The organism is Shimia biformata, assembly GCF_016888515.1.
GTDB lineage: Bacteria > Pseudomonadota > Alphaproteobacteria > Rhodobacterales > Rhodobacteraceae > Shimia_A > Shimia_A biformata.
On record NZ_JAFEJK010000001.1, the window covers coordinates 2881433 to 2902909 of the forward strand.

Consider the following 21477-nt stretch of genomic DNA (forward strand, 5'->3'; position numbering starts at 1 on the left):
GTCTTACTCCGCTGCGATCTTCTGGCCCGCACGGGCCTTGGCGTTGGCCGAAAGCTCTGCCATCAGCTCGGACGCGCGCGCGATCGGGTTGGTCAGGTAGAAATCGGCGATCGCGTCCTTGAACGCGCCCTTGCCAAGCTCTTTGCCCGGCAGCGGCTGCCAGTCGTTTTCGATCACCTGGTCGATCTTCTTCAGATGCGGCACTTCGGCGATCATCGCGTGGCGCAGTTCCGCCAGCGAGTCATAGGGCAGCGTCGCGCCCAGTTCCGCCGACAGCGCCCGCAGGATCGCCCAGTTTTCCTTGGCGTCACCTGGCGCGAACCCGGCGCGCTGCGCCAGTTGCGGGCGGCCCTCGGTGTTCACGAACAGCCCCGATTCCTCGGTATAGGCGGCGGCGGGCAGGATCACGTCGGCCCGATGTGCGCCACGGTCGCCGTGGCTACCCTGGTAGATCACGAAGGCACCTTCGCCAACCTCGACCTCGTCCGCGCCGAGGTTAAAGACCACTTCGGCCCCTTCCATCGCGGTATCAAGACCACCTTCGGTCACGGCCCCAAGGTCCATCGCGGCGACACGGCTTGCGGCGGTGTGCAGCACAAGCATCTTGCCGCCCAGCTTCTCGGTCAGTTGCATCGCCTGCCCCAGAACCGCGATTCCGTCACCTTCACTGATCGCGCCCTGACCGACGATGACAATCGCATCGTCCTGCGACTGCGCCTCATCGACCAGCTTGTTCACCATCAGGCGGCCCGGCCCCATGTAGGAATAGTCATAAGTCAGGTCCATGCCCTTGGGCCCGGCCACGGTCACGTTCGCGCCCTTGGCCCATGCCTTGCGGATACGGGCGTTCAGGACCGGTGCCTCGATCCGGGGGTTGGTGCCGATCAGGTAGATATTCTTTGCGTTATCAATATCTTCGATGGCGGCAGTGCCGACATAGGCCGAGCGGTTGCCCGCCGGAAGAACCGCGCCGTTGGTGCGGCATTCGATGGTGCCGCCCAGCCCGTCCACGATGCCCTTCAGCGCAAAGATCGCCTCGGCCGGGGCCAGATCGCCCACTAGAGCGGCAACTTTCTTGCCCTTCATCGCACCGGCGGCAGCGGCCAGGGCCTCGCCCCATGTGGCGGGCTTCAGTTTGCCGTCGACACGCACATAGGGTTTGTCCAGACGCTGCCGGCGCAGCCCGTCCCAGACAAAGCGCGTCTTGTCGGAAATCCATTCCTCGTTCACGCCGTCATGGTTGCGCGGCAGGATGCGCATCACTTCGCGGCCCTTGGTGTCGACGCGGATATTGCTGCCAAGCGCGTCCATCACGTCGATGGTCTCGGTCTTGGTCAGTTCCCACGGACGGGCGGTGAACGCATACGGTTTCGAGGTCAGCGCCCCAACCGGGCACAGGTCGATGATATTGCCCTGAAGGTTCGAATCCAGCGTCTGGTTCAGATAGCTGGTAATCTCGGCGTCTTCGCCGCGCCCGGTCTGGCCCATCTGGGTGATGCCAGCGACCTCGGTCGTGAAGCGCACACAGCGGGTGCAGGAAATGCAGCGCGTCATCGTGGTCGACACAAGCGGGCCGAGGTTCAGGTCATCCACCGCGCGCTTGGCTTCCTTGAAACGGGTGTTCGAAATCCCGTAAGCCATTGCCTGGTCTTGCAAATCACATTCACCACCCTGGTCACAGATCGGGCAGTCCAGCGGGTGGTTGATCAGCATGAATTCCATCACGCCTTCGCGGGCCTTCTTGACCATGGGCGAGTTGGTCTTGACCACAGGCGGCTGGCCTTCGGGACCGGGGCGCAGGTCGCGCACCTGCATCGCGCAGGAGGCCGCCGGTTTCGGCGGGCCGCCAACCACTTCGACAAGGCACATCCGGCAGTTGCCCGCAATCGACAGGCGTTCGTGATAGCAGAAACGCGGAATTTCGACCCCGGCCTCTTCGCAGGCCTGGATCAGGGTCATTGCGCCCTCTACCTCGATCTCGGTGTCGTCGATGATGATCTTGCGTAGGTCAGACATGTGTCAGTTCGCCCTCAGAAACGAGCCGATAAGGCTCGACTTTTTGATTTCTTCGCGCCCGTAGGCGCATAGCGTGGCAGGATCGTTGCGATCCACGCCCTTCGTTTCCACAAAGGCCAGCCCTTGCTCGACAAGGCGCTTCTCGGCCTCCTTGTCGCTGAGCAGCGCCCGGATTTCGGCATCCGAATAGCCAAGCTCGTTCGCGCGTGCCTTCAACTTCTGCACATAGCTCCAGCCGCGCACCATGCGGCCGGAAATGCCGTCGCATTTGCGGCGGATCGTGTTGGCAATGCCAAGCACCATGATTCCATCGGTGATTTCCTTGACTTCCGACAAAGGCGGCCGGGAATTGGCGGCAGAGGCAACGGGTGTCAGGGCAAGCGAAGCGGCGGTGGCCACGGTCAGGATGAAACGCATCGAAATATTCCTTTTGGACATGGTTCTGGGGGCGCGGGATGCGCCCTTTTCCATGTCAAAACAGGTCTTCTCCCCGCTGGTTATGCAATAACCACGGACCGAACCGGCGGAATCCGGCCCGTCCTTGCAGGGATATGCGCGAAACTTCGTCATACCCGGCACCGTCCGCGGAAGGTCATCGTGTTCTCGACAATGGTCAGCGTCGCTGGATCGTCATCCGGGCCCGGCGCCCAGTCGATCTTGGACGAGCCGTAATTCTTGATGCAATAGGTCGTGCCCGCGTGCCGCCCGGCCTCCATCGCGCCGGAAACCGACTGCGACACGTCCTCGATCACAACGGTGAACACGCTGCGGTCGTCATCGCTTTTGGTGACCTTGGTGTCGAAGAAAGCGCCGTCAAAGGCGATGCCGGGCTTGTTGCGGTTGCAGGCCGAAACAGCCAGAGCAAGTGACAGCACAAGGATCGGGGTCAGAATTCGGATCATTCGGCGGCCACCCCCGTGCATTGATGGGTTTTCCATGCCTCGGCCTCTTTCAGCCAGGCCCAGTCAAAGGCGTGGTCCGACGCACCTTTTGCGCGCAGATGGTCCAGCCGGTCCAGCGCCTCGTCCAGTGTCGGCTGATGGCCTTCCGGCACCCACCACATGACGAAATGCATCTCGCTCAGAACCTCGAACCATTCCTGACGGCGCTCATAGAACTGGCGGTGAACAGTGTTCCAGACGAAGTTTTCCAGCGACTTTACGTCCTGCCAGACAGTCAAGTTGGCAACGGATTGCGGGTCATCGCCGATGCTGTTCTCGGTATTGCCGGTGCCCGGCTCGCCCGAGCCTTCCATCATCCAGACAAACCCCGGCATGCGCTTGCCCATGCCGTTGATCCGGTCGAGATTGTCCATGAACTCGGCCACGCGCGGATCATCGGTCGGCGCGACAAGTCGCCCGACATTCAGTTCCGCGAGGTGGAATCCACTAGTCATTCGCCACCACCTTTCGCGCTACCGACTTGCTCAGGGCAAACAGCGCCAACATCGGCACCACGGCAGCAACCGAAAACGCGACGTCATGCGGAATGGGAAAGCTAGGCGAAATGCTTGCCATGAAAACAAACACAGCCGGCAGGACGATCGCAGCGGCAATGAACAAAAGCGTGGAAATCACGGTCCGGCCATCCGCTCGCGCAAGCGTGAACATCGCTCCTGCAAAGAACAGAAGCGCTGCAAATGCGAGGATATGGATCAGGCCGCCCAAGGTTCACATCACTCCGCCGCCATCGCGCCCATACGGCCCGATTTCTGCGCTTTGATACGGTCTTCGATTTCCTCGCGGAAGTTGCGGATCAGGCCCTGGATCGGCCATGCGGCCGCGTCGCCAAGGGCACAGATGGTGTGGCCTTCGACCTGCTTGGTCACGTCAAACAGCATGTCGATCTCTTCGATCTCGGCCTCGCCCTTCACCAGACGGTCCATCACGCGCATCATCCAGCCGGTGCCTTCGCGGCACGGCGTACACTGGCCGCAGCTTTCGTGCTTGTAGAATTTCGACAGCCGCCAGATCGCCTTGATGATATCGGTCTGCTTGTCCATCACGATCACCGCAGCGGTGCCGAGGCTCGACCCGACCTCGCGCAGCGCGTCGAAATCCATGATCGCATCTTTCATGTTCTCACCACGCACACACGGCACCGACGAGCCGCCGGGGATCACAGCCAGAAGGTTGTCCCAGCCGCCGCGAATGCCGCCGCAATGTTTCTCGATCAGTTCTTCAAAGCTGATCGACATGGCTTCTTCGACCACACATGGGTTGTTCACATGACCCGAGATGCCGAAAATCTTGGTGCCCGCGTTGTTGGGACGCCCAAAGGACGAAAACCACTCAGGCCCGCGCCGCAGGATGGTCGGCACAACGGCAATCGACTCCACGTTGTTCACCGTGGTCGGGCAGCCATAAAGACCCGCACCCGCCGGGAATGGCGGCTTCATGCGCGGCATGCCCTTCTTGCCTTCCAGCGATTCCAGAAGCGCGGTTTCCTCGCCGCAGATATAGGCCCCTGCCCCGTGATGCAGATAAAGGTCGAAATCCCAGCCCGAACCGGCGGCGTTCTTGCCCAGAAGACCGGCGTCATAGGCTTCGTCGATCGCGGCCTGAAGCGCCTCGCGCTCGCGGATATATTCGCCGCGGATGTAGATATAGCAGCTGTGCGCGTTCATCGCGAAGCTGGCGATCAGGCAGCCCTCGATCAGCGTGTGCGGATCGTGGCGCATGATTTCGCGGTCCTTGCAGGTGCCGGGCTCGGATTCATCGGCGTTCACGACCAGATAGGCCGGGCGCCCGTCGCTTTCCTTCGGCATGAAGGACCATTTCAGCCCCGTGGGGAAGCCCGCGCCGCCGCGACCACGCAGACCGGATGCTTTCATCTGGTCGATGATCCAGTCGCGCCCGTTCTGGATGATCTTTGCCGTGCCGTCCCAGTGGCCACGCGCCTTGGCGCCGGCCAGGGTGCGTTCGTGCATCCCGTAGAGGTTGGTAAAGATCCGGTCCTGATCCTTCAGCATCCCGTTACCCTTTGTCTTGCTGGCGTGCGCGCCAGATCCAGAAAATGTTCACCAGCGCCCAGATCAGCGCGGCGATGGCGGCGAAATCGATCAACAGGGCATAGCGCCCCGGCAGATCGTATTTTCCACCCACAAACTGTGCGGCCATCCACAGGATCATGGCACCCGCGATCACGAGGGCGACAACACGCCCTCGTTTCGCAATGGCCAGATCTGTTTCCGTCCGCGTCATGTCTTAACCCTCGTAGACGTCGCCATCCTTGACGCGCTTCGAGAACTCGGTGTCCCCGCCCGCGGCAAGTTGCTTGGCCTGTTCGACCCAGCCGTCACGTTCGATGCGCCCCTTGAACGACAGCTTGTCGTCCATTTCGGCAATATCATCGGCACCCCAGGCCGCGATCTGCGCGAATGAGGTGACCCCGGCTTCGTGCAGTTTCTTCTCAAGCGCCGGGCCAACGCCCTTCAGCTGCTTGAGATCATCCGCCGCTGCGGTTGCTGCCTTGGCCGGTTTCGCCGCTTTCTTTGCAGGCTTTGCCTTGGCCGGTTTCTCGGCATCGGCTTTCTTGTCGACCTTGGGCTTGGCGATCTTCTGCTCTTCCGCCTGCTTCACCGCAGGTTTCGCGGCGGGGGCAGCCTTGGGCGCCGGGCCTGCTTCGGCGGCGCGGCCCGCAGGCACGCCATCTTTCAGCCACGGCGTCAGCAACGGAACCTCGGTCCCGTCGATCCGCTTCACGGTGTCACCAAGGTCGGTCGCAAGCTGGGCCGAAGCGTTATACTTCGTATGACCGCTGTCGAATTCCTTGAGGCTGGTCAGACCCGCCAGCGGTTCCGAGGCATAGCGCCCGTTCTGCGGACCCGGTGTCGGCACCTTTCCGGCAGCCAGAACATCGAGAAGCTGGGCAAAGCCTTCGGCGGTCAGGTCTTCGTAGTAATCCTTGCCGATCTGGGCCATGGGCGCGTTGGTGCAGGCGCCAAGGCATTCGACCTCTTCCCAGGAAAACTTGCCATCCGCCGACAGGGTGTGCGGCTTGTCGGCGATCTTTTCCTTGCAGACCGCGATCAGGTCTTCCGCGCCGCAGATCATGCAGGACGTGGTGCCGCAGATCTGGATATGCGCAACCGAGCCGACCGGCTGAAGCTGGAACATGAAGTAGAACGACGCCACTTCCAGAACCCGGATATAGGCCATGTCCAGCATGTCGGCGACCGCCTCGATCGCGGGCTTCGACAGCCAGCCTTCCTGTTCCTGCGCGCGCCACAGCAAAGGGATCACCGCCGAGGCCTGACGGCCTTCGGGATACTTGCTGATCTGCCCTTCGGCCCACGCTTTGTTGGCGGGCGTGAAAGCAAAGCTTTCGGGTTGTTCGTGATACAGACGACGCAGCATGGTCAGGCAGCTCCGTTTGATGTGTGGGCGAAGAAGGCGACCACGGCGACAATCGCTGCGGCAACACCGGCTCCGGCATGTTTGATGAAGGGATGTCCGGCGCGGGCATAGATCACCCCGTCAGCCAGCCCCATGAAGGCAAATGCGATGAACAGCATGCAGATCACCAGCGGATCGCCGTAAAGCGCGGCGCAGAGCGCCAGAAACGCGAACGAGATATAGCGGTCGATCATCACCAGCGGCAGCTTTTCCGGGCGGTGGGTGGCCTCGGCCATGCCTGCCTCGGGGTTGCGCGCGAAGATGAAGGCCAGATAGCCCGTCACCACCGCGCCCCCGACGCTCAGCCAGATTGCCACCGTCCCGAGATCCATCAGCGGTCGATCTCCCCGAACACGATGTCGATGGTGCCGACGATGGCGGCAACATCGGCCAGCTGGTGGCCCGAGGTGATGTGATCCAGCGCCTGAAGGTGCATGTAGCCCGGCGCGCGCAGCTTGGCGCGGTAAGGTCGGTTGGTGCCGTCCGAGACGATATAGACGCCGAACTCGCCCTTGGGGGCCTCGACAGCGGCATAGACCTCGCCTGCCGGAACCTTGAAGCCTTCGGTGTAAAGCTTGAAGTGGTGGATCAGGCTTTCCATCGAGGTTTTCATGTCGCCGCGCTTCGGCGGGGTCAGCTTGCCACGCGCCAGCACGTCGCCGGTGGCTTCGCGCAGCTTGACGATGGCCTGACGGATGATCGAGGTCGACTGGCGCATTTCCTCGACCCGCAGCAGGTAACGGTCATAGCAGTCACCGTTCTTGCCGACGGGGATCTGGAACTCGAACTCGTCATAGCATTCATAGGGCTGCGCGCGGCGCAAATCCCATGCCAGACCGGTCGAACGCAGCATCACACCCGAGAAGCCATGCTCCAGCGCGTCATTCTGGTCGACGACGCAGATATCGACGTTACGCTGTTTGAAAATGCGGTTCTCGGTCAGCAGCCCCTCGATATCATCAAGGATCGACGGGAACTCGATGGCCCATTCCTCGATATCGTCCAGCAGTTCATCGGGCAGATCCTGATGCACACCGCCGGGACGGAAATAGGCCGCGTGCAGACGCGCGCCGCAGGCCCGTTCGTAGAAGATCATCAGCTTCTCGCGTTCCTCGAACCCCCAGAGGTTCGGGGTCAGCGCACCGACGTCCATCGCCTGCGAGCAGACGTTCATGATGTGGTTCAGCACGCGGCCGATTTCCGAGTAAAGCACCCGGATCAGCTGGGCCCGGCGCGGCACTTCCACACCCGCCAGCTTTTCGATTGCCAGACACCAGGCATGTTCCTGGTTCATGGGCGACACGTAGTCGAGACGATCGAGGTAAGGCAGGTTCTGCAGGTAGGTCCTGCTTTCCATCAGCTTCTCGGTGCCACGGTGCAGCAGACCGACATGCGGGTCGCAACGCTCGACGATCTCGCCGTCCAGCTCCAGCACCAGACGCAGAACGCCGTGGGCCGCAGGGTGCTGCGGGCCGAAGTTGATGTTGAAATTGCGGATCTGCTGCTCGCCCGACAGGGCGTCTTCGAATCCCTTGGAGCCGTCCATTACTGAGCCCCCTCTTTCTTCTCATCGCCCGGAAGGATGTAATTCGCCCCTTCCCAAGGGCTCATGAAGTCAAACTGGCGGTATTCCTGAACCAGCGAGACCGGTTCATAGACGACGCGCTTCAGTTCCTCGTCATACCGCACCTCGGTGTACCCGGTGGTCGGGAAGTCCTTGCGCAGCGGATGCCCCGAGAAGCCATAGTCCGTCAGCAGACGGCGCAGGTCCGGGTGGCCGGTGAACAGGATGCCGAACATGTCGAAGGTTTCCCGCTCGGGCCAGTTGGCGCAGGGGTGGATCGCGGTGATCGACGGCACCGCCTCGTCCTCGCGCAGCGATACGCGCAGGCGCACGCGGGCGTTCTGGAACATCGACAAAAGGTGATAGACCACGTCGAACCGTTTTGGACGGTCGGGATAGTCCACCGCCGTCACATCAACCAGCGTGGCAAAACGGCAGTTCGGATCGGTCTTCAGAAACTCGACAAGCCCGGCGATGTTCGCCGGGGCGACGTCGATGTTCAGCTCTTCGTGGGTCACATCCCAGCCAAGCACGCAGTCGGGCCGCTTCAGCTCGATATGCGTGGCCATTTCCTTCAGCGCATCACTCATCGTTGGATCGTCCCCGTGCGGCGGATTTTACGGTGCATCTGCAGGATGCCATACATCAGCGCCTCGGCCGTCGGAGGGCAGCCGGGCACATAGATGTCGACCGGCACGATCCGGTCACAGCCACGCACGACGCTGTAGGAATAGTGGTAATAGCCGCCGCCATTGGCGCAGGATCCCATCGAGATCACGTAGCGCGGCTCGGGCATCTGGTCATAGACCTTGCGCAGCGCCGGGGCCATCTTGTTGGTCAGCGTGCCGGCCACGATCATCAGGTCCGACTGGCGTGGGCTTGCGCGCGGCGCGGTGCCGTAACGCTCAAGGTCATAACGCGGCATCGAGGTATGGATCATCTCGACCGCGCAGCAGGCCAGACCGAAGGTCATCCAATGCAGTGACCCCGTCCGGGCCCAGTTGATCAGGTCCTCGGTCGAGGTCAGAAGGAACCCCTTGTCCTGCAACTCGGCGTTCAGCGCCTGGGTTGCGACTTCCTTGTCGATCCCGGCGGTGTTGGCTCCGGTCATCACTCCCATTCCAGGGCCCCCTTCTTCCACTCATAGGCAAAGCCGACGGTCAGAACGGCCAGGAAGACCATCATCGACCAGAAGCCCACCATCGAGACATCCTTGAAGCCAACCGCCCATGGGAACAGGAAGGCGATCTCGAGATCGAAGATGATGAACAGGATCGACACGAGGTAGAACCTCACGTCAAATTTCATCCGTGCGTCGTCGAAGGCATTGAAACCGCACTCATAGGCACTCACCTTTTCCGGGTCAGGATTCCGAACGGCAAGAACGACAGCTGCGAGGATCAGGACAAGGCCAATGGCGATGGCAACGGCCAGAAAGACGAGAATGGGAAGGTATTCCCTCAGCATCTCTTCCACGGGGTGGCTCCTTTCATGCGCGAAAATCGCGCAGATAGATGGCTGTTTTGACTAAAGGCGGGTTTACCGTTGCCCCATGGCGCGGTCAACCAAGCCAAAACACATTCAAATTTTCTAATGAAACAGCGAAACCCCTTGTTTCAAAGGGGTTGGGCCGGGAGCGGCGGTTTCTGCGGCAATAAGTCAGGCAAAGAGTTCGACGATTTGTCGGGCTTTGACACCGATGGGCCACGAATCCGCGCCGTGACCCGCTGCCCGGCGGCAACGGCCCTACTGGACCCAGCCCGCCTTGCGCTTTTCGAAAAACGCCGCGATGCCCTCGCGCGCCTCGTCGCCTTCCCAGGTCTCGGCCAAGGCGGTGACAGCGTGGTCGATGGCGGCCTGATCGATCACCGGACCAAAGCGCCGCGCCAGCGCCTTGGCCGAGGCCACCGCCCCCGGCGCGCAGGCCAGATAGGGTGCGACTTCGGCTTCGACGGCGGCGTCCAGTGCATCCGCCGGAACAGCTTTTGCCAACAGGCCCAGCGTCACCGCCTCATCCGCCTTGAACAGCCGCCCCGAGAAGAACACGCGCCGCGCCATGGCTTCGCCCATGCGGGCGATGACATAGGGACCGATATTGGCCGGGATCAGGCCCAGTTTGACTTCGGTCAGCCCCATCGTGACCGTCTCCGCGCCAATCGTCACGTCACAGACAGACGCCATGCCGACCCCGCCGCCAAACGCGTTGCCCTGCACCCGTCCGATCAACGGTTTCGGCAATTCGTTCAACGCTTTCAACATGATGGCAAGCTTGGCCGATTCCGCCTTGCGGGTGGCGGTGTCCATTTCCATCTGCGCCCGCATCCACGCCAGATCGCCGCCCGCGCAAAAGGATTTGCCCGCCCCGGTCAGGATCACCACGCGCACGGCGTCGTCCTGCGCCAGCTGATCCGCCGCCGCTGCAAGATCGTCCAGCATCTGCGCATTCATCGCATTGTGTTTCTCGGGCCGGTTCAGCGTCAGCGTCGCAACGCCCCGGTCATCGGTTTCAATGGTGACTGTCTCGAACATGGGCTCTCTCCCCAAAACAATTCCCGAAGATTTTATGTCGCGCCGCGCATCGCGCGGGCCATGTCCGCTGCCTCAGCCAGAACTGCCGGGTCCAGCCCGGTGTCATAGCCTTTGGCCACCAGCATGTCATTGACGGCCTCGGTCGCAACATTGCCTGCCGCCCCCGGCGCATAAGGACACCCGCCCAAGCCGCCGACCGCTGCGTCGAACACACGCAGCCCCTTGTCCAGCGAAGCTTCGATATTCACCAGCGCCCGGCCGCTGGTGTCATGGTAATGCCCCGCCAGTTTCGCCGCCGGCACCACCTCCAGCACCGCATCCAGCATCGCGGCGATGCTCTCTGGCGTGCCCTGCCCGATCGTGTCGCCAAGGCTGATCTCGTAGCACCCCATATCCAGCAGCGCCGCCGCGACCTTTGCCACCTGACCCGGCGGTGTCGGTCCGTCATAGGGGCAGTCGGTCACGCAGGACACATAGCCCCGCATCGGCAGCCCCGCCGCCTTCGCAGCCTCGGCGACCGGCGCGAACCGCTCAAGCGACTCGGCGATGGTGGCGTTGATATTGGCCTTCGAGAACCCCTCCGAGGCCGAGCCGAAAATCGCGATCTCGTCCGCCTTGGCCGCAACCGCGCCGTCAAACCCCTTCATGTTCGGGGTCAGCGCGGCATAGGACACGCCCGGCGCGCGGGTGATGCCGGCCAGAACTTCGGCGCTGTCGGCCATCTGCGGCACCCATTTCGGCGAAACGAAAGACGCCACCTCGATCCGGCGGAACCCGGCGCGGGACAGGCAATCGACCAGCGCGATCTTTTCCGCCGTCGGGATCTGGCGTTTTTCGTTCTGCAACCCGTCGCGCGGGCCCATCTCGAAAATTTCGACCGTGCCGCCCATATCAGCCCTCTTCCCCCGGCACCGGGTAGAAATCCTTCGCATAGAACTGCTGCTCACCGTCCATCGCCCGGGCAGCCTGGTAACCGGCGCGGGCCATGATGCGATCGCGATAGGCCACAACGTTTTCGAACCGGTCCAGTCGGACGTAATAAGGTGCCGAAAACAGGTTGAACCCCATCATGCAATCGACCGCCGAGAAACCCGACGGCAACAGCCAGTCACGCCCCTCAAGCTTGCGGTTCATCGCCTTCAACGTTGCCGCCAGCCGCGCCGCTTCCAGTTTCAGCACCTGCGGGCTGGCCGGTGTCGGGTCCCCCATGAACAGGTGCTGCATGTTGAGCGAGGCCAGGATCGAGGCCTGAGTCTCGGCAAAACCAAGCCATTCCAGGAAAGCCACACGCTCTGCATCACCGGCAAATCGGCCAAGCCCCTTTTCGGGACGGGTTTCGCAGAGATATTCGACGATGGCCGGGCTTTCGTAGATGGTGATCCCGTCAATTTCGAGCGCAGGCACCCGGCCTGCGGGCGACACGGCCCGGAAATCCTCGGCCCGAAGCGAACCATCGGTGATCGAATAGTATTTCAGATCACAGTCGATCCCCATTTCCTGAAGCAGCCACAGGATGCGGAACGAGCGGGAAAACGGGATATGGTGAAGTACGGTCATGCGGCGGCGTCCTCTTCCTCGGCCAGAACAATCAATGCAGCCCCTTCCTGCACCTGATCCCCGGCGGATGCCAAGACTTCCGCTACGACGCCATCGCGCGCGGCCAGCAGGGAATGTTCCATTTTCATCGCTTCGAGGATCGCCAGCCGGTCCCCCGCCGCGACGGTCTGGCCCGGTTTGGCAAAGATCGATTTCACCAGCCCCGGCATCGGCGCAAGGATGACATTGCCCCCCGCCGCGTCGTCTCCGGCGCGGTCCAGCGGGTCGATCACCTCGAAGGAATAGGCATTGCCCCAAAACACGGTCAGATCCTGCCCGTGGCGCGCGGTGCGGGCCTGAACGCGGGTGGCATCGACCCACCACGAGCCATCGCGCCACTGGACACGGTGCTGTATTTCGCCAAGGTCGACGACATAGTCATAGCGACCGTTCACGGTCACTTTCGCGACGATTTCTTCCTCGTTGTGGACCAACGACACCGCATGGGTCAGCGGCGACCAAAGCACGAAACCCGCGTCCTTCGGCAAATCCATCAGGCCCAGCGCCGTCAGCGCCGCAATCGACCGCGCCTTGGTGCAGGCGACGGGTGCCGCCGCCAGCGTATCAAGGTGCCGCCCGATCAGGCCGGTATCGACATCGCCTTTCACGAAATCGGGCTGTTCTGCCAGAAGCCGCAGGAACGACACGTTCGTCACCGACCCGGCGATATCGGTCCAGCGCAATGCGCGCTCCAGCTTGCGCAGGGCCGCGCCGCGGCTGGGCGCATGCACGATCAGCTTTGCGATCATCGGATCATACCAAGGCGAAATCGTATCCCCTGCCCTGACCCCGCTGTCGACGCGGGCATCGGCGGGAAACTCAAGATGGGTCAGCGTCCCCGTCGCGGGCAGGAAGCCCTTGGGCACGTCCTCGGCATAGATACGCGCCTCGAACGCGTGGCCGGTGATGGTCAGCTCGTCCTGTTTCTTGGGCAAAGGATCGCCCGAAGCGACGCGCAATTGCCATTCCACCAGATCGACGCCGGTGATCAGCTCGGTCACCGGATGTTCGACCTGAAGCCGGGTGTTCATCTCCATGAACCAGAAACCGTCGGTGCGCAGCCCGTCGGATCCGTCGACAATGAACTCGACCGTGCCCGCGCCCTTGTAGCCGATGGCCTCGGCCGCGCGCACCGCCGCCGCGCCCATCGCCGCGCGCACATCGGCGGGCATGTCGGGTGCCGGGGCTTCCTCGATCACCTTCTGGTGACGCCGCTGGAGCGAGCAGTCGCGTTCAAACAGATGCACCGCCTTTTCACCGTCACCAAAGACCTGAACCTCGATATGGCGGGGCTGCAAAATGTATTTCTCGATCAGAACATCGGGGTTGCCGAAGGCGGTGGTGGCCTCGCCTTGCGCCGATTGCAGCGCGTCCATGAAATCGGCGGGGTTCTCGACCAGCCGCATCCCCTTGCCGCCGCCTCCCGCCACCGCCTTGATCAGGACCGGATAGCCGATCATATCGGCGGCACCGCTGAGGTGTTCGGGGTCCTGGTTTTCACCGTGATAGCCCGGCACGACCGGCACGCCGGCCTCTTCCATCAGCTTCTTGGCGGCGTCCTTCAGCCCCATCGCGCGGATCGCATCCGCCGAAGGTCCGATAAAGGTCAGGCCCGCCTTTTCCACGGCCTCGACGAACTTCGGGTTCTCGGACAGGAAGCCATAGCCGGGATGAATACCCTGCGCCCCGGTCGAGAGCGCCGCCTCGATGATGAGATCGCCCTTCAGGTAACTGTCCTTCGGTGCGGGGCCGCCGATATGCACCGCCTGATCCGCCATGGCGACATGTTTGGCGCCCGCATCGGCATCGGAATAGACCGCAACCGTGGCCACGCCCAGCTTGCGGGCCGTTTCAATCACGCGGCAGGCAATTTCACCGCGATTGGCAATCAGGATCTTGTTGAACATCTGGTGTCTCCTATTCGCACCATGAACGACGCAGTCCGCCGTCATAGAATTCCGCCAGCCCTGCCTCTACAAGAGGACGCGCGACGCCTTTTCCGTCTACCGCCAAAGCAACAAGTTCGCGGCCATATCGATCAACCTGCCCGGTGGGGCGTGCAGAGATTTCGTTTGCGGTCCAAAGCATCCATCTCAGATACTGAGTGGCGGCAACTCCCTTGACCCGCTCTGAAAAACACTGGGGGCTAAAGACTTCCGGCGTGTTGAATTGGGTGAAACGCGCCGTCACAAACCCCTTTTGCGGGCAGTAAAGCTCGCCTGTATCTCCATCCTTCAGGGATATTACCCGACAAAATGGTGCGGACTTGATTGCTCCATTCAGCAGGTCGCCAACGACGGGAACGACAAAGAACACCCCCACCACCGTCAAGATGGTCCATACAAACCGGCGCGGCAGGTTTCGCGTTGTCGTCCTTACCTGATTTCTTCCTGAGGCACGGGTACTACCCGGCGGTGTGCCCATATCCCATTTGGGGTGGTTCCGCGCCCCCCGCCAAAACCTTATGACCTTTCGATTCCGGGACATTACTCACATCCGGAACACGCCGAAGCGGGTGTCCTCGATCGGGGCGTTCAGTGCTGCCATCAGCGACAGGTGCAAGACGTCGCGGGTCTTGCGCGGGTCGATGATGCCGTCATCCCAGAGCCGTGCCGAGGCATAGAGCGGGTGGCTTTGATGCTCGAACATATCCAGCGTCGGCTGCTTGAATGCGGCCTCTTCTTCCGCCGACCATGTGCCGCCCTGCCGCTCGATCCCGTCGCGTTTCACGGTGGCCAGCACACCCGCCGCCTGTTCGCCGCCCATGACCGAAATGCGGCTGTTGGGCCAGGTCCACAGGAAATTGGGCGAGTAGGCGCGGCCGCACATGCCATAGTTGCCCGCGCCGAACGAGCCGCCGACGATCATGGTGATTTTCGGCACTTTTGCCGTCGCCACCGCCGTTACCATCTTGGCGCCGTGGCGGGCGATGCCTTCGGCCTCATACTTTCGGCCCACCATGAAGCCGGTAATGTTCTGCAGGAACACCAGCGGGATTTTCCGCTGCGCGCAAAGCTCGATGAAATGCGCGCCCTTGGCGGCGCTTTCGGAGTAAAGCACACCATTGTTGGCGACGATCCCCACCGGGCAGCCCTTGATATGGGCAAAACCGGTAACCAGCGTTTCGCCGAACCGTGCCTTGAACTCGTCAAAGCGCGAACCGTCGACGGTGCGGGCGATCACCTCGCGGATGTCATAAGGCGTGCGCAGACCGGCTGGCACGGCCCCAAGGATCTCGTCCGGATCATAGGCGGGGTCTTCGGGCGTTTGCCAATCGACCGTCTGGGGGCGGATGATGTTGAGCTGCGCCACCGCGTCCCGCGCCAGGGCCAGCGCGTGGGTGTCATCTTCGGCCAGGTAGTCGGCCACGCCGGACAGACGGGTGTGAACGTCGCCGCCGCCGAGGTCCTCGGCGCTGACGACCTCACCCGTCGCGGCCTTGACCAGCGGCGGACCGGCAAGGAAGATCGTGCCCTGTTCCTTGACGATGATGGTGACGTCGGACATCGCCGGCACATAGGCGCCACCAGCGGTGCAGGACCCCATGACAACGGCGATCTGCGGGATGCCCAGCGCCGACATATTGGCCTGATTATAGAAGATGCGTCCGAAATGGTCGCGGTCGGGGAAGACCTCATCCTGGTTCGGCAGGTTGGCCCCGCCCGAGTCCACAAGATAGACGCAGGGCAAGCGGCAGGCTTGCGCGATCTCCTGGGCACGCAGGTGTTTCTTGACCGTCATCGGGTAATAGGTGCCGCCTTTCACGGTGGCATCGTTGCACACCACCATGACATCGCGGCCATGCACCCGGCCAACGCCTGCGATCACACCCGCGCAGGGAGCTGCACCTTCATACATGGCATGGGCCGCCGTCGCGCCGATCTCGAGGAACGGAGAGCCGGGATCGAGCAGGCCCGCAACCCGGTCACGCGGCAACAGCTTGCCCCGGCTGAGGTGGCGGTCCCGCGCTCGGTCTCCACCACCGGCCGCCGCCTGCGCCGCGGCCTCGGCCACGGTTGCCAGCATCTCGAGATGGGCCGCGCGGTTGTCGCGGAACTCTTCCGAGGTCGTCAGCACCTTGGATTGCAATTTAGCCATGTGTTTCAGATCCTTGCGTTACTCGCCAAACCCGGCAGTCTCAAGATACCGTGTCTGTTCGGCGGTCATGTACATGTGGCAGGACACTGTGGCCGGGCCACCGCCCGTCCCGCCGCCCCAGAGCGACCGTTCATAATCGCAGGTGGCATCGCGATAGGCGATCCACGCCCGCTGCATGTCGCGCAGCGCGTCCGCCTGTTTCGGCGCGGACGAACCGATCTCGGCCATTTCCGCGTCCATCTTCTTCGCCTCGGCGCGGACCTCCTTGTAGGCCGCGTTCAACCGGGCATCCCAATAGAGCCGTTCCTGTTCATAGCAGCCCGACATGCCGACCGTGGACCAGCCGCCCTGCGTATCCTCCATGCACTGGTTGGCCGAGGCCCCGATGCATGTGGTGAACAGGGCCGGATCGGATAGCCCGTCAAGGCAGGCCTCGGTCGCGGCGGGTGAGAACACGACCTCTTGGGCAGCCGCGGGGCCTGCGGCAAGTGCGGCAAACAGAATGATGATAAAGCGGTTCATAAATCGTTTCCTCAAATCCAGACTGCGGGCACCCTAGCCCGCCGGATCAGGATTACACCATCTTTGCCATCAACTCGCGTCCGACCAGCATGCGGCGGATTTCCGAGGTGCCTGCGCCGATCTCCATCAGCTTGGCGTCGCGGAAGATGCGGCTGACCGGGGTTTCGTTCATGAACCCGGTGCCGCCCATCGCCTGCACCGCCTGATGCGCGACCTTCATCGCCTCTTCCGATGCATAAAGAACGCAGGCCGCGGCATCCTGACGGGTGACCTCGCCGCGATCACAGGCCTTGGCGACCTCGTAGACATAGGCCCGTGACGAGTTGAGCGCGGTATACATGTCGGCGATCTTGCCCTGCATCAGCTGGAAATTCCCGATCGGCTGGCCGAACTGCTTGCGTTCGGCAAGATAGGGCATGACCTCGTCCAGACAGGCGGCCATGATGCCGGTGCCAATGCCCGAGAGCGTGACACGTTCATAGTCAAGACCGGACATCAGAACCGCGACGCCGCGCCCCTCTTCTCCCAGCACGTTTTCAAACGGGACCTCGACATCTTCAAAGATCAGCTCGGCGGTGTTCGATCCACGCATCCCCAGCTTGTCGAAATGCGGGCTGGTCGAGAACCCGGCCATGGTCTTTTCGATGATGAAGGCGGTGATGCCACGAGACCCGGCATCCGGGTCGGTCTTGGCATAGACGATCAGTGTGTCGGCATCCGGGCCGTTGGTGATCCAGAACTTGGTGCCATTCAGGACATAGCGGTCGTTCTTCTTCTCGGCGCGCAGCTTCATCGACACCACGTCCGACCCGGCGCCCGCCTCGGACATGGCCAAGGCGCCGATATGGTCGCCCGAGACCAGACCCGGCAGGTATTTCGCCTTCTGCTCGGGGCTGCCGTTCAGCTTCAGCTGGTTCACGCAAAGGTTCGAATGCGCGCCATAGGACAGCGACACCGAGGCCGAGGCACGGGCCACCTCCTCGATCGCGATCACATGGGCCAGATACCCCATGTCGGCGCCGCCGAACTCTTCCGGCACGGTGATTCCCAGAAGGCCCAGATCGCCCATTTCCTTCCACAGCTCATTGGGAAAGGCGTTGGATTTGTCGATCTCTGCCGCAATCGGCTTGATACGGTCCTGCGCCCAGCGATGGGTCATGTCACGCAGGGCGTTGATGTCGTCGCCAAGGTCGAAATTCATGGATGCGGTGAACATGCGGGCCTCCGGGGTCAGCGAATGATTTATTGAACAGTCGTTCATTAAATAGATCGAATCGCGGCGCCGATCAAGAATTTTCGCGCCCGGCCGCAAGGACTGGGCGTCGGATACCGGGGTTTTCCGTTATTTCGTGGGGTCAGGCGGTCAGCGCCAGAACTTCGTCCCGGATGATCCGTGCAATCAGGGCGCAATCGGCCTCGGAAAAGGTCAGCGGCAGGCGCATGTCGATGATCGCACGCAGAATGCGGTCGGTGTCGGGCATCGGCGCAGACGGAGCATAGCGCCAGCTGTCATAGCGCGAGGTAAAGCCCGACGGCTCGGCCCCGCCAAACCATTTCAACTCGACCCCACGGGCGGCGCAGGCCGCAAGCAGGTCGGCAATCCGGTTGGCGGACCAGTCCAGCAGCAGGAACTGGATCGACGAGCCGACAAAAGCTTCCTGTTGCGGGCGATGGATCAGGGTCAGGCCGGGCGTGTCACGCAGCCCGTCTTCGACAACCCGATAGCGCGTGTTCCACCGCGCCACCTGGGTCTCGATATCACGCAATTGCGGCCGCAGGATCGCCGCGCGCAGGTTGTCCATCCGGCCCGAGATATTGGGGGTCTGGTATTTGAGATCGGCAAAGGCTTCGGGCGGCGGGCCGGCAAGGTGGCGGTCAAACAACATGTAGGACCCCGACAGCATCACCGCCCGCGCCATGACATCGGCATCGTCCGAGATCAGCAGCCCGCCCTCGCCCGAATTCATGTGCTTGTAGGTCTGGGTCGAGTAGCAGGCGGCAATCCCGTGCCGGCCGGATGGCACATCGCCCCAAAACGCCCCCATCGTATGGGCGCAGTCCTCGATCACCTTCAGCCCCAGCGCATCACAGATCGCCATCAGCGCATCCATGTCGCAGATATGGCCGCGCATATGACTGAGCAGCAGCACATCCGCCTGATCCGCCTTGGCCGCAAGGTCATCAAGGTCGATGGTCAAGCCCTCGGTCACGCCGACAAAAACCGGCACCGCCCCCACGGACGCAATCGCCCCCGGCACCGGGGCCAGCGTGAAGGCATTGGTCAGAACCCGGTCGCCCGGCCCGACCCCAAGGGCACGCAAGGCGGTGGCGATGGCATAGCCACCCGAGGCCACGGCAAGGCAATAGCGCGCCCCGGTCCAGGCCGCGAATTCCTGCTCCAACAGCGCGACCTCACCGGCCTCGCCGGGCACGGTATTGTAACGGTGCAGCCGCCCGGACCGCATGACCGCAAGGGCAGCGTCGATGGCCGTCTCGGGGATCGGCTCTTGCTGGGTGAAACTACCGGTAAAGACCTCTTTCATGCCGCAACTTTTTGCGGTGCGGCGGGCCAAGGTCAACTGGATAAGCCAATCCCGACGCCAAAAGTCGCAAATGGCCCGGTTCCGGGCGGGATCGCGGCTAGGCTAACGACACGTGACAAAGGCCCGCCATGACCGATCCACTTTCCTTCATCCACGACCTCACGTGGGACGCCCTGCCCGACCCTGTGCAACAGATGGCGCGGCTGAACCTTCTCGATCTGATCGGAGTGGCGGCGGCGGGAACGCAAACCCCGCTGTCACGGATCATCCGCGACCATGCGTGTGACGAGTTCGGCGGCAATGTACCGATGTTGTTTGATGATCGACGCGCAAGCGCATCCGGGGTGGCGCTGGCGGCGGGCATGACCATCGACTCGATCGACGCGCATGACGGGTTCAACCCGGCCAAGGGGCATATCGGCTGCCCGCTTCTGTCAGGCATGCTGCCGCTGGCGCATGCGGCCGGTGTCAGCGGGCGGGACTTCCTTGCGACGCTGGTCATGGGGTATGAATTCGGTGCCCGCGCCTCGGTCGCGCAGCATGCCACGGTGCCGGACTATCACACCTCGGGCAGTTGGGGCGCGGTCACGGTTGCGGCGGCGGGGGCGCGGCTGATGGCGCTTGACCATGACCAGACACGGCATGCTTTGGGGATCGCCGAGTTCCACGGCCCCCGCAGCCAGATGATGCGCTGCATCGACTTTCCCACCATGCTCAAGGACGGGTCGGGATGGGGTGCAATGGCGGGGGTCTCGGCGGTGCGGCTGGCAGCCAAAGGGTTTACCGGAGCCCCTGCGATCACCGTCGAACAGGCGCAAGACCACTGGCAGGGTTTGGGCGAGGACTGGAAGATCCTGCAGCAATATTACAAGCCCTACCCGGTCTGCCGCTGGGCGCAGGCCCCGATCGAGGCGGCGCTTGCGGTGCAACGCGCCCACAAGATCACCCCGGCCCGGATCGCCCGGATCGAAGTTGAGACCTTCCATGAGTCGATCCGGCTTGCCACCCGCCGCCCGAGGACAACCGAAGAGGCCCAATATTCAACCTCGTTCCCGACCGCCGTGGCGCTGGTGCGGGGCAATGTGCAACCCGCCGACATTGCCGATGACGCTCTGTATGACCCGGAGATCCTGCGCCTGTCCGATGCGATGGAGTTCAGGGAACACGATTATGCCAATGCCGCCTTTCCCACCCGTCGTTTTGCCCGTGTTTCGCTGGTTTTGCGGTCCGGCGAAACTTGTCAAAGCGACTGGACCGAACCGCGCTGGGACCACACCGCGCCGCCCACGGACGTGGAATTACGACAAAAATTCAGAAACTTGGCAGCGCCGATCATTGGCAAATTCCGTGCAGCCGCCATCGAAGGTGCCATCGACGCCCTGCCCGACACACCCCTGTCAGACCTGACACGGCATCTCTTTCAGGCGACCAGCCGCTGAACAATTCCCGGCAGGTCGTCATAGCGATGCAGCAGCGCGTCGGGCTCCAGCGCCGCCATGTCGCCCCCGGCCGGGCCGAAGGTGACAAGGATCGACGGCACCCCTGCCGCCCGGCTGGTGTCGCGGTCGGTCACCGTATCCCCCACCAGAACCGTGCGTTTGGGATCGCCGTTCAGCCGCCGCACCGTTTCGATCAGCGGGTCCGCCTTGGGTTTGCGCACCGGCAGCGTATCGGCCCCGACCAGCGCGCCAAAGGCCGGGCGCACGCCCAGCCGCGTCATCAAAAGTTCCGCCAGCGCCTCGGGTTTATTGGTGCAGATACCCACGCCATAGCCCAGGGCGCGCAGCGCATCGACCGCGTCCATCGCGCCGGGATAAAGCGTGGTGTGGGTGTCGATTGCGCCCTCGTAAGCCTCTAACAACACCGGAAAATACTGCTCGACCACCGAATCCGACATGCGCCCGATCCGGGTCAGGCCAAGCGTCAGCATGGCACGCCCGCCGCGCAGCGCCGTGGCCGCGTCGCCCACCGGGTCCAGCACATCGCCTTCCCCCATTTGGCGGAAACAGGCATTGGCGGCCGCGATCAAATCGCCGCTTGTGTCCGCCAGCGTGCCGTCCAGATCGAAGATTACTGTTTTCATGCCCATCCCCCGCGCGGCGCCATTTCGCGCAGCGCTGTTACAAAGCGCAATCATGTTTGACCGCGCAACGCTTGCCTTGCGCGCCGCTTCGTTCCAGATAGAACGGGCCGAAACGAATTACAAACAACG

24 protein-coding genes are annotated in these 21477 nt (G+C 62.7%); 1 reads left to right on the plus strand and 23 read right to left on the minus strand.

What is annotated here, in order from left to right:
• Window positions 1-3 precede the first annotated feature (3 nt).
• The 22 genes from nuoG to JQ863_RS14280 form a co-directional block, all read right to left on the minus strand.
• Window positions 4-2016, minus strand: coding sequence for an NADH-quinone oxidoreductase subunit NuoG (nuoG, locus tag JQ863_RS14175; RefSeq protein ID WP_204114802.1), 2013 nt, complete (start codon window positions 2014-2016; stop codon window positions 4-6).
• Window positions 2017-2019: 3 nt separating this feature from the next.
• The gene (locus JQ863_RS14180) at window positions 2020-2433 is read right to left on the minus strand and encodes a DUF5333 domain-containing protein (RefSeq protein ID WP_204114803.1); all 414 of its coding nucleotides are present in this window, start codon (window positions 2431-2433) and stop codon (window positions 2020-2022) included.
• A gap of 149 nt (window positions 2434-2582) precedes the next feature.
• Window positions 2583-2918, minus strand: coding sequence for a hypothetical protein (locus tag JQ863_RS14185; RefSeq protein WP_204114804.1), 336 nt, complete (start codon window positions 2916-2918; stop codon window positions 2583-2585).
• Window positions 2915-3412: a DUF3291 domain-containing protein gene (locus tag JQ863_RS14190; RefSeq protein WP_204114805.1), complete on the minus strand. Its 498-nt coding sequence runs from the start codon at window positions 3410-3412 to the stop codon at window positions 2915-2917. The genes JQ863_RS14185 and JQ863_RS14190 overlap by 4 nt, the downstream gene beginning before the upstream one ends.
• On the minus strand, window positions 3405-3683 hold the full coding sequence (locus tag JQ863_RS14195) for a hypothetical protein (protein ID WP_204114806.1): 279 nt from the start codon (window positions 3681-3683) through the stop codon (window positions 3405-3407). Before JQ863_RS14195 ends, JQ863_RS14190 begins: the two co-directional genes overlap by 8 nt.
• An 8-nt stretch (window positions 3684-3691) precedes the next feature.
• Window positions 3692-4987: an NADH-quinone oxidoreductase subunit NuoF gene (gene nuoF, locus JQ863_RS14200; protein WP_204114807.1), complete on the minus strand. Its 1296-nt coding sequence runs from the start codon at window positions 4985-4987 to the stop codon at window positions 3692-3694.
• A 4-nt stretch (window positions 4988-4991) separates the two neighbouring features.
• Complete coding sequence (locus tag JQ863_RS14205; protein ID WP_204114808.1) at window positions 4992-5219, minus strand: DUF5337 domain-containing protein; 228 nt, start codon at window positions 5217-5219, stop codon at window positions 4992-4994.
• A gap of 3 nt (window positions 5220-5222) precedes the next feature.
• On the minus strand, window positions 5223-6374 hold the full coding sequence (locus tag JQ863_RS14210; RefSeq protein WP_204114809.1) for an NADH-quinone oxidoreductase subunit E: 1152 nt from the start codon (window positions 6372-6374) through the stop codon (window positions 5223-5225).
• A 2-nt stretch (window positions 6375-6376) separates the two neighbouring features.
• Window positions 6377-6745, minus strand: a complete 369-nt coding sequence (locus JQ863_RS14215) for a hypothetical protein (protein WP_204114810.1) — start codon at window positions 6743-6745, stop codon at window positions 6377-6379.
• Entirely contained in the window at window positions 6745-7959 is a 1215-nt protein-coding gene (locus JQ863_RS14220; protein ID WP_204114811.1) for an NADH-quinone oxidoreductase subunit D, read from the minus strand. Before JQ863_RS14220 ends, JQ863_RS14215 begins: the two co-directional genes overlap by 1 nt.
• The gene (locus tag JQ863_RS14225; protein ID WP_204114812.1) at window positions 7959-8567 is read right to left on the minus strand and encodes an NADH-quinone oxidoreductase subunit C; all 609 of its coding nucleotides are present in this window, start codon (window positions 8565-8567) and stop codon (window positions 7959-7961) included. Before JQ863_RS14225 ends, JQ863_RS14220 begins: the two co-directional genes overlap by 1 nt.
• A complete protein-coding gene (locus JQ863_RS14230) occupies window positions 8564-9088 on the minus strand; it encodes a NuoB/complex I 20 kDa subunit family protein (protein ID WP_204114813.1) in 525 nt (174 codons plus the stop codon). The genes JQ863_RS14225 and JQ863_RS14230 overlap by 4 nt, the downstream gene beginning before the upstream one ends.
• Window positions 9088-9453, minus strand: a complete 366-nt coding sequence (locus JQ863_RS14235) for an NADH-quinone oxidoreductase subunit A (RefSeq protein ID WP_204114814.1) — start codon at window positions 9451-9453, stop codon at window positions 9088-9090. The genes JQ863_RS14230 and JQ863_RS14235 overlap by 1 nt, the downstream gene beginning before the upstream one ends.
• A 270-nt stretch (window positions 9454-9723) precedes the next feature.
• Entirely contained in the window at window positions 9724-10506 is a 783-nt protein-coding gene (locus JQ863_RS14240; RefSeq protein ID WP_204114815.1) for a crotonase/enoyl-CoA hydratase family protein, read from the minus strand.
• A 32-nt stretch (window positions 10507-10538) separates the two neighbouring features.
• A complete protein-coding gene (locus tag JQ863_RS14245) occupies window positions 10539-11396 on the minus strand; it encodes a hydroxymethylglutaryl-CoA lyase (RefSeq protein WP_204114816.1) in 858 nt (285 codons plus the stop codon).
• Between the two features lies 1 nt (window position 11397).
• Window positions 11398-12063, minus strand: coding sequence for a glutathione S-transferase family protein (locus JQ863_RS14250; protein WP_204114817.1), 666 nt, complete (start codon window positions 12061-12063; stop codon window positions 11398-11400).
• The gene (locus JQ863_RS14255; RefSeq protein ID WP_204114818.1) at window positions 12060-14009 is read right to left on the minus strand and encodes an acetyl/propionyl/methylcrotonyl-CoA carboxylase subunit alpha; all 1950 of its coding nucleotides are present in this window, start codon (window positions 14007-14009) and stop codon (window positions 12060-12062) included. The genes JQ863_RS14250 and JQ863_RS14255 overlap by 4 nt, the downstream gene beginning before the upstream one ends.
• A gap of 10 nt (window positions 14010-14019) precedes the next feature.
• Entirely contained in the window at window positions 14020-14418 is a 399-nt protein-coding gene (locus JQ863_RS14260) for a thermonuclease family protein (RefSeq protein ID WP_204114819.1), read from the minus strand.
• 174 nt (window positions 14419-14592) lie between these two features.
• A complete protein-coding gene (locus JQ863_RS14265; RefSeq protein WP_204114820.1) occupies window positions 14593-16200 on the minus strand; it encodes a carboxyl transferase domain-containing protein in 1608 nt (535 codons plus the stop codon).
• Between the two features lie 18 nt (window positions 16201-16218).
• Window positions 16219-16722, minus strand: coding sequence for a lysozyme inhibitor LprI family protein (locus JQ863_RS14270; RefSeq protein WP_204114821.1), 504 nt, complete (start codon window positions 16720-16722; stop codon window positions 16219-16221).
• 52 nt (window positions 16723-16774) lie between these two features.
• Complete coding sequence (locus JQ863_RS14275) at window positions 16775-17938, minus strand: isovaleryl-CoA dehydrogenase (RefSeq protein WP_204114822.1); 1164 nt, start codon at window positions 17936-17938, stop codon at window positions 16775-16777.
• Window positions 17939-18077: 139 nt separating this feature from the next.
• The gene (locus JQ863_RS14280) at window positions 18078-19265 is read right to left on the minus strand and encodes a DegT/DnrJ/EryC1/StrS family aminotransferase (protein WP_204114823.1); all 1188 of its coding nucleotides are present in this window, start codon (window positions 19263-19265) and stop codon (window positions 18078-18080) included.
• 128 nt (window positions 19266-19393) lie between these two features.
• Here JQ863_RS14280 and JQ863_RS14285 point away from each other — a divergent pair, with 128 nt between their 5' ends.
• Window positions 19394-20704 carry an MmgE/PrpD family protein gene (locus JQ863_RS14285; protein ID WP_204114824.1) on the plus strand — a complete coding sequence of 437 codons (1311 nt, stop codon included), beginning with the start codon at window positions 19394-19396 and terminating at the stop codon, window positions 20702-20704.
• Here JQ863_RS14285 and JQ863_RS14290 read toward each other — a convergent pair.
• Window positions 20686-21348 (minus strand): HAD-IA family hydrolase, encoded by a 663-nt coding sequence (locus JQ863_RS14290; RefSeq protein WP_204114825.1) that lies wholly within the window; start codon window positions 21346-21348, stop codon window positions 20686-20688. The two genes, JQ863_RS14285 and JQ863_RS14290, sit on opposite strands and share 19 nt — an antisense overlap.
• Window positions 21349-21477 lie beyond the last annotated feature (129 nt).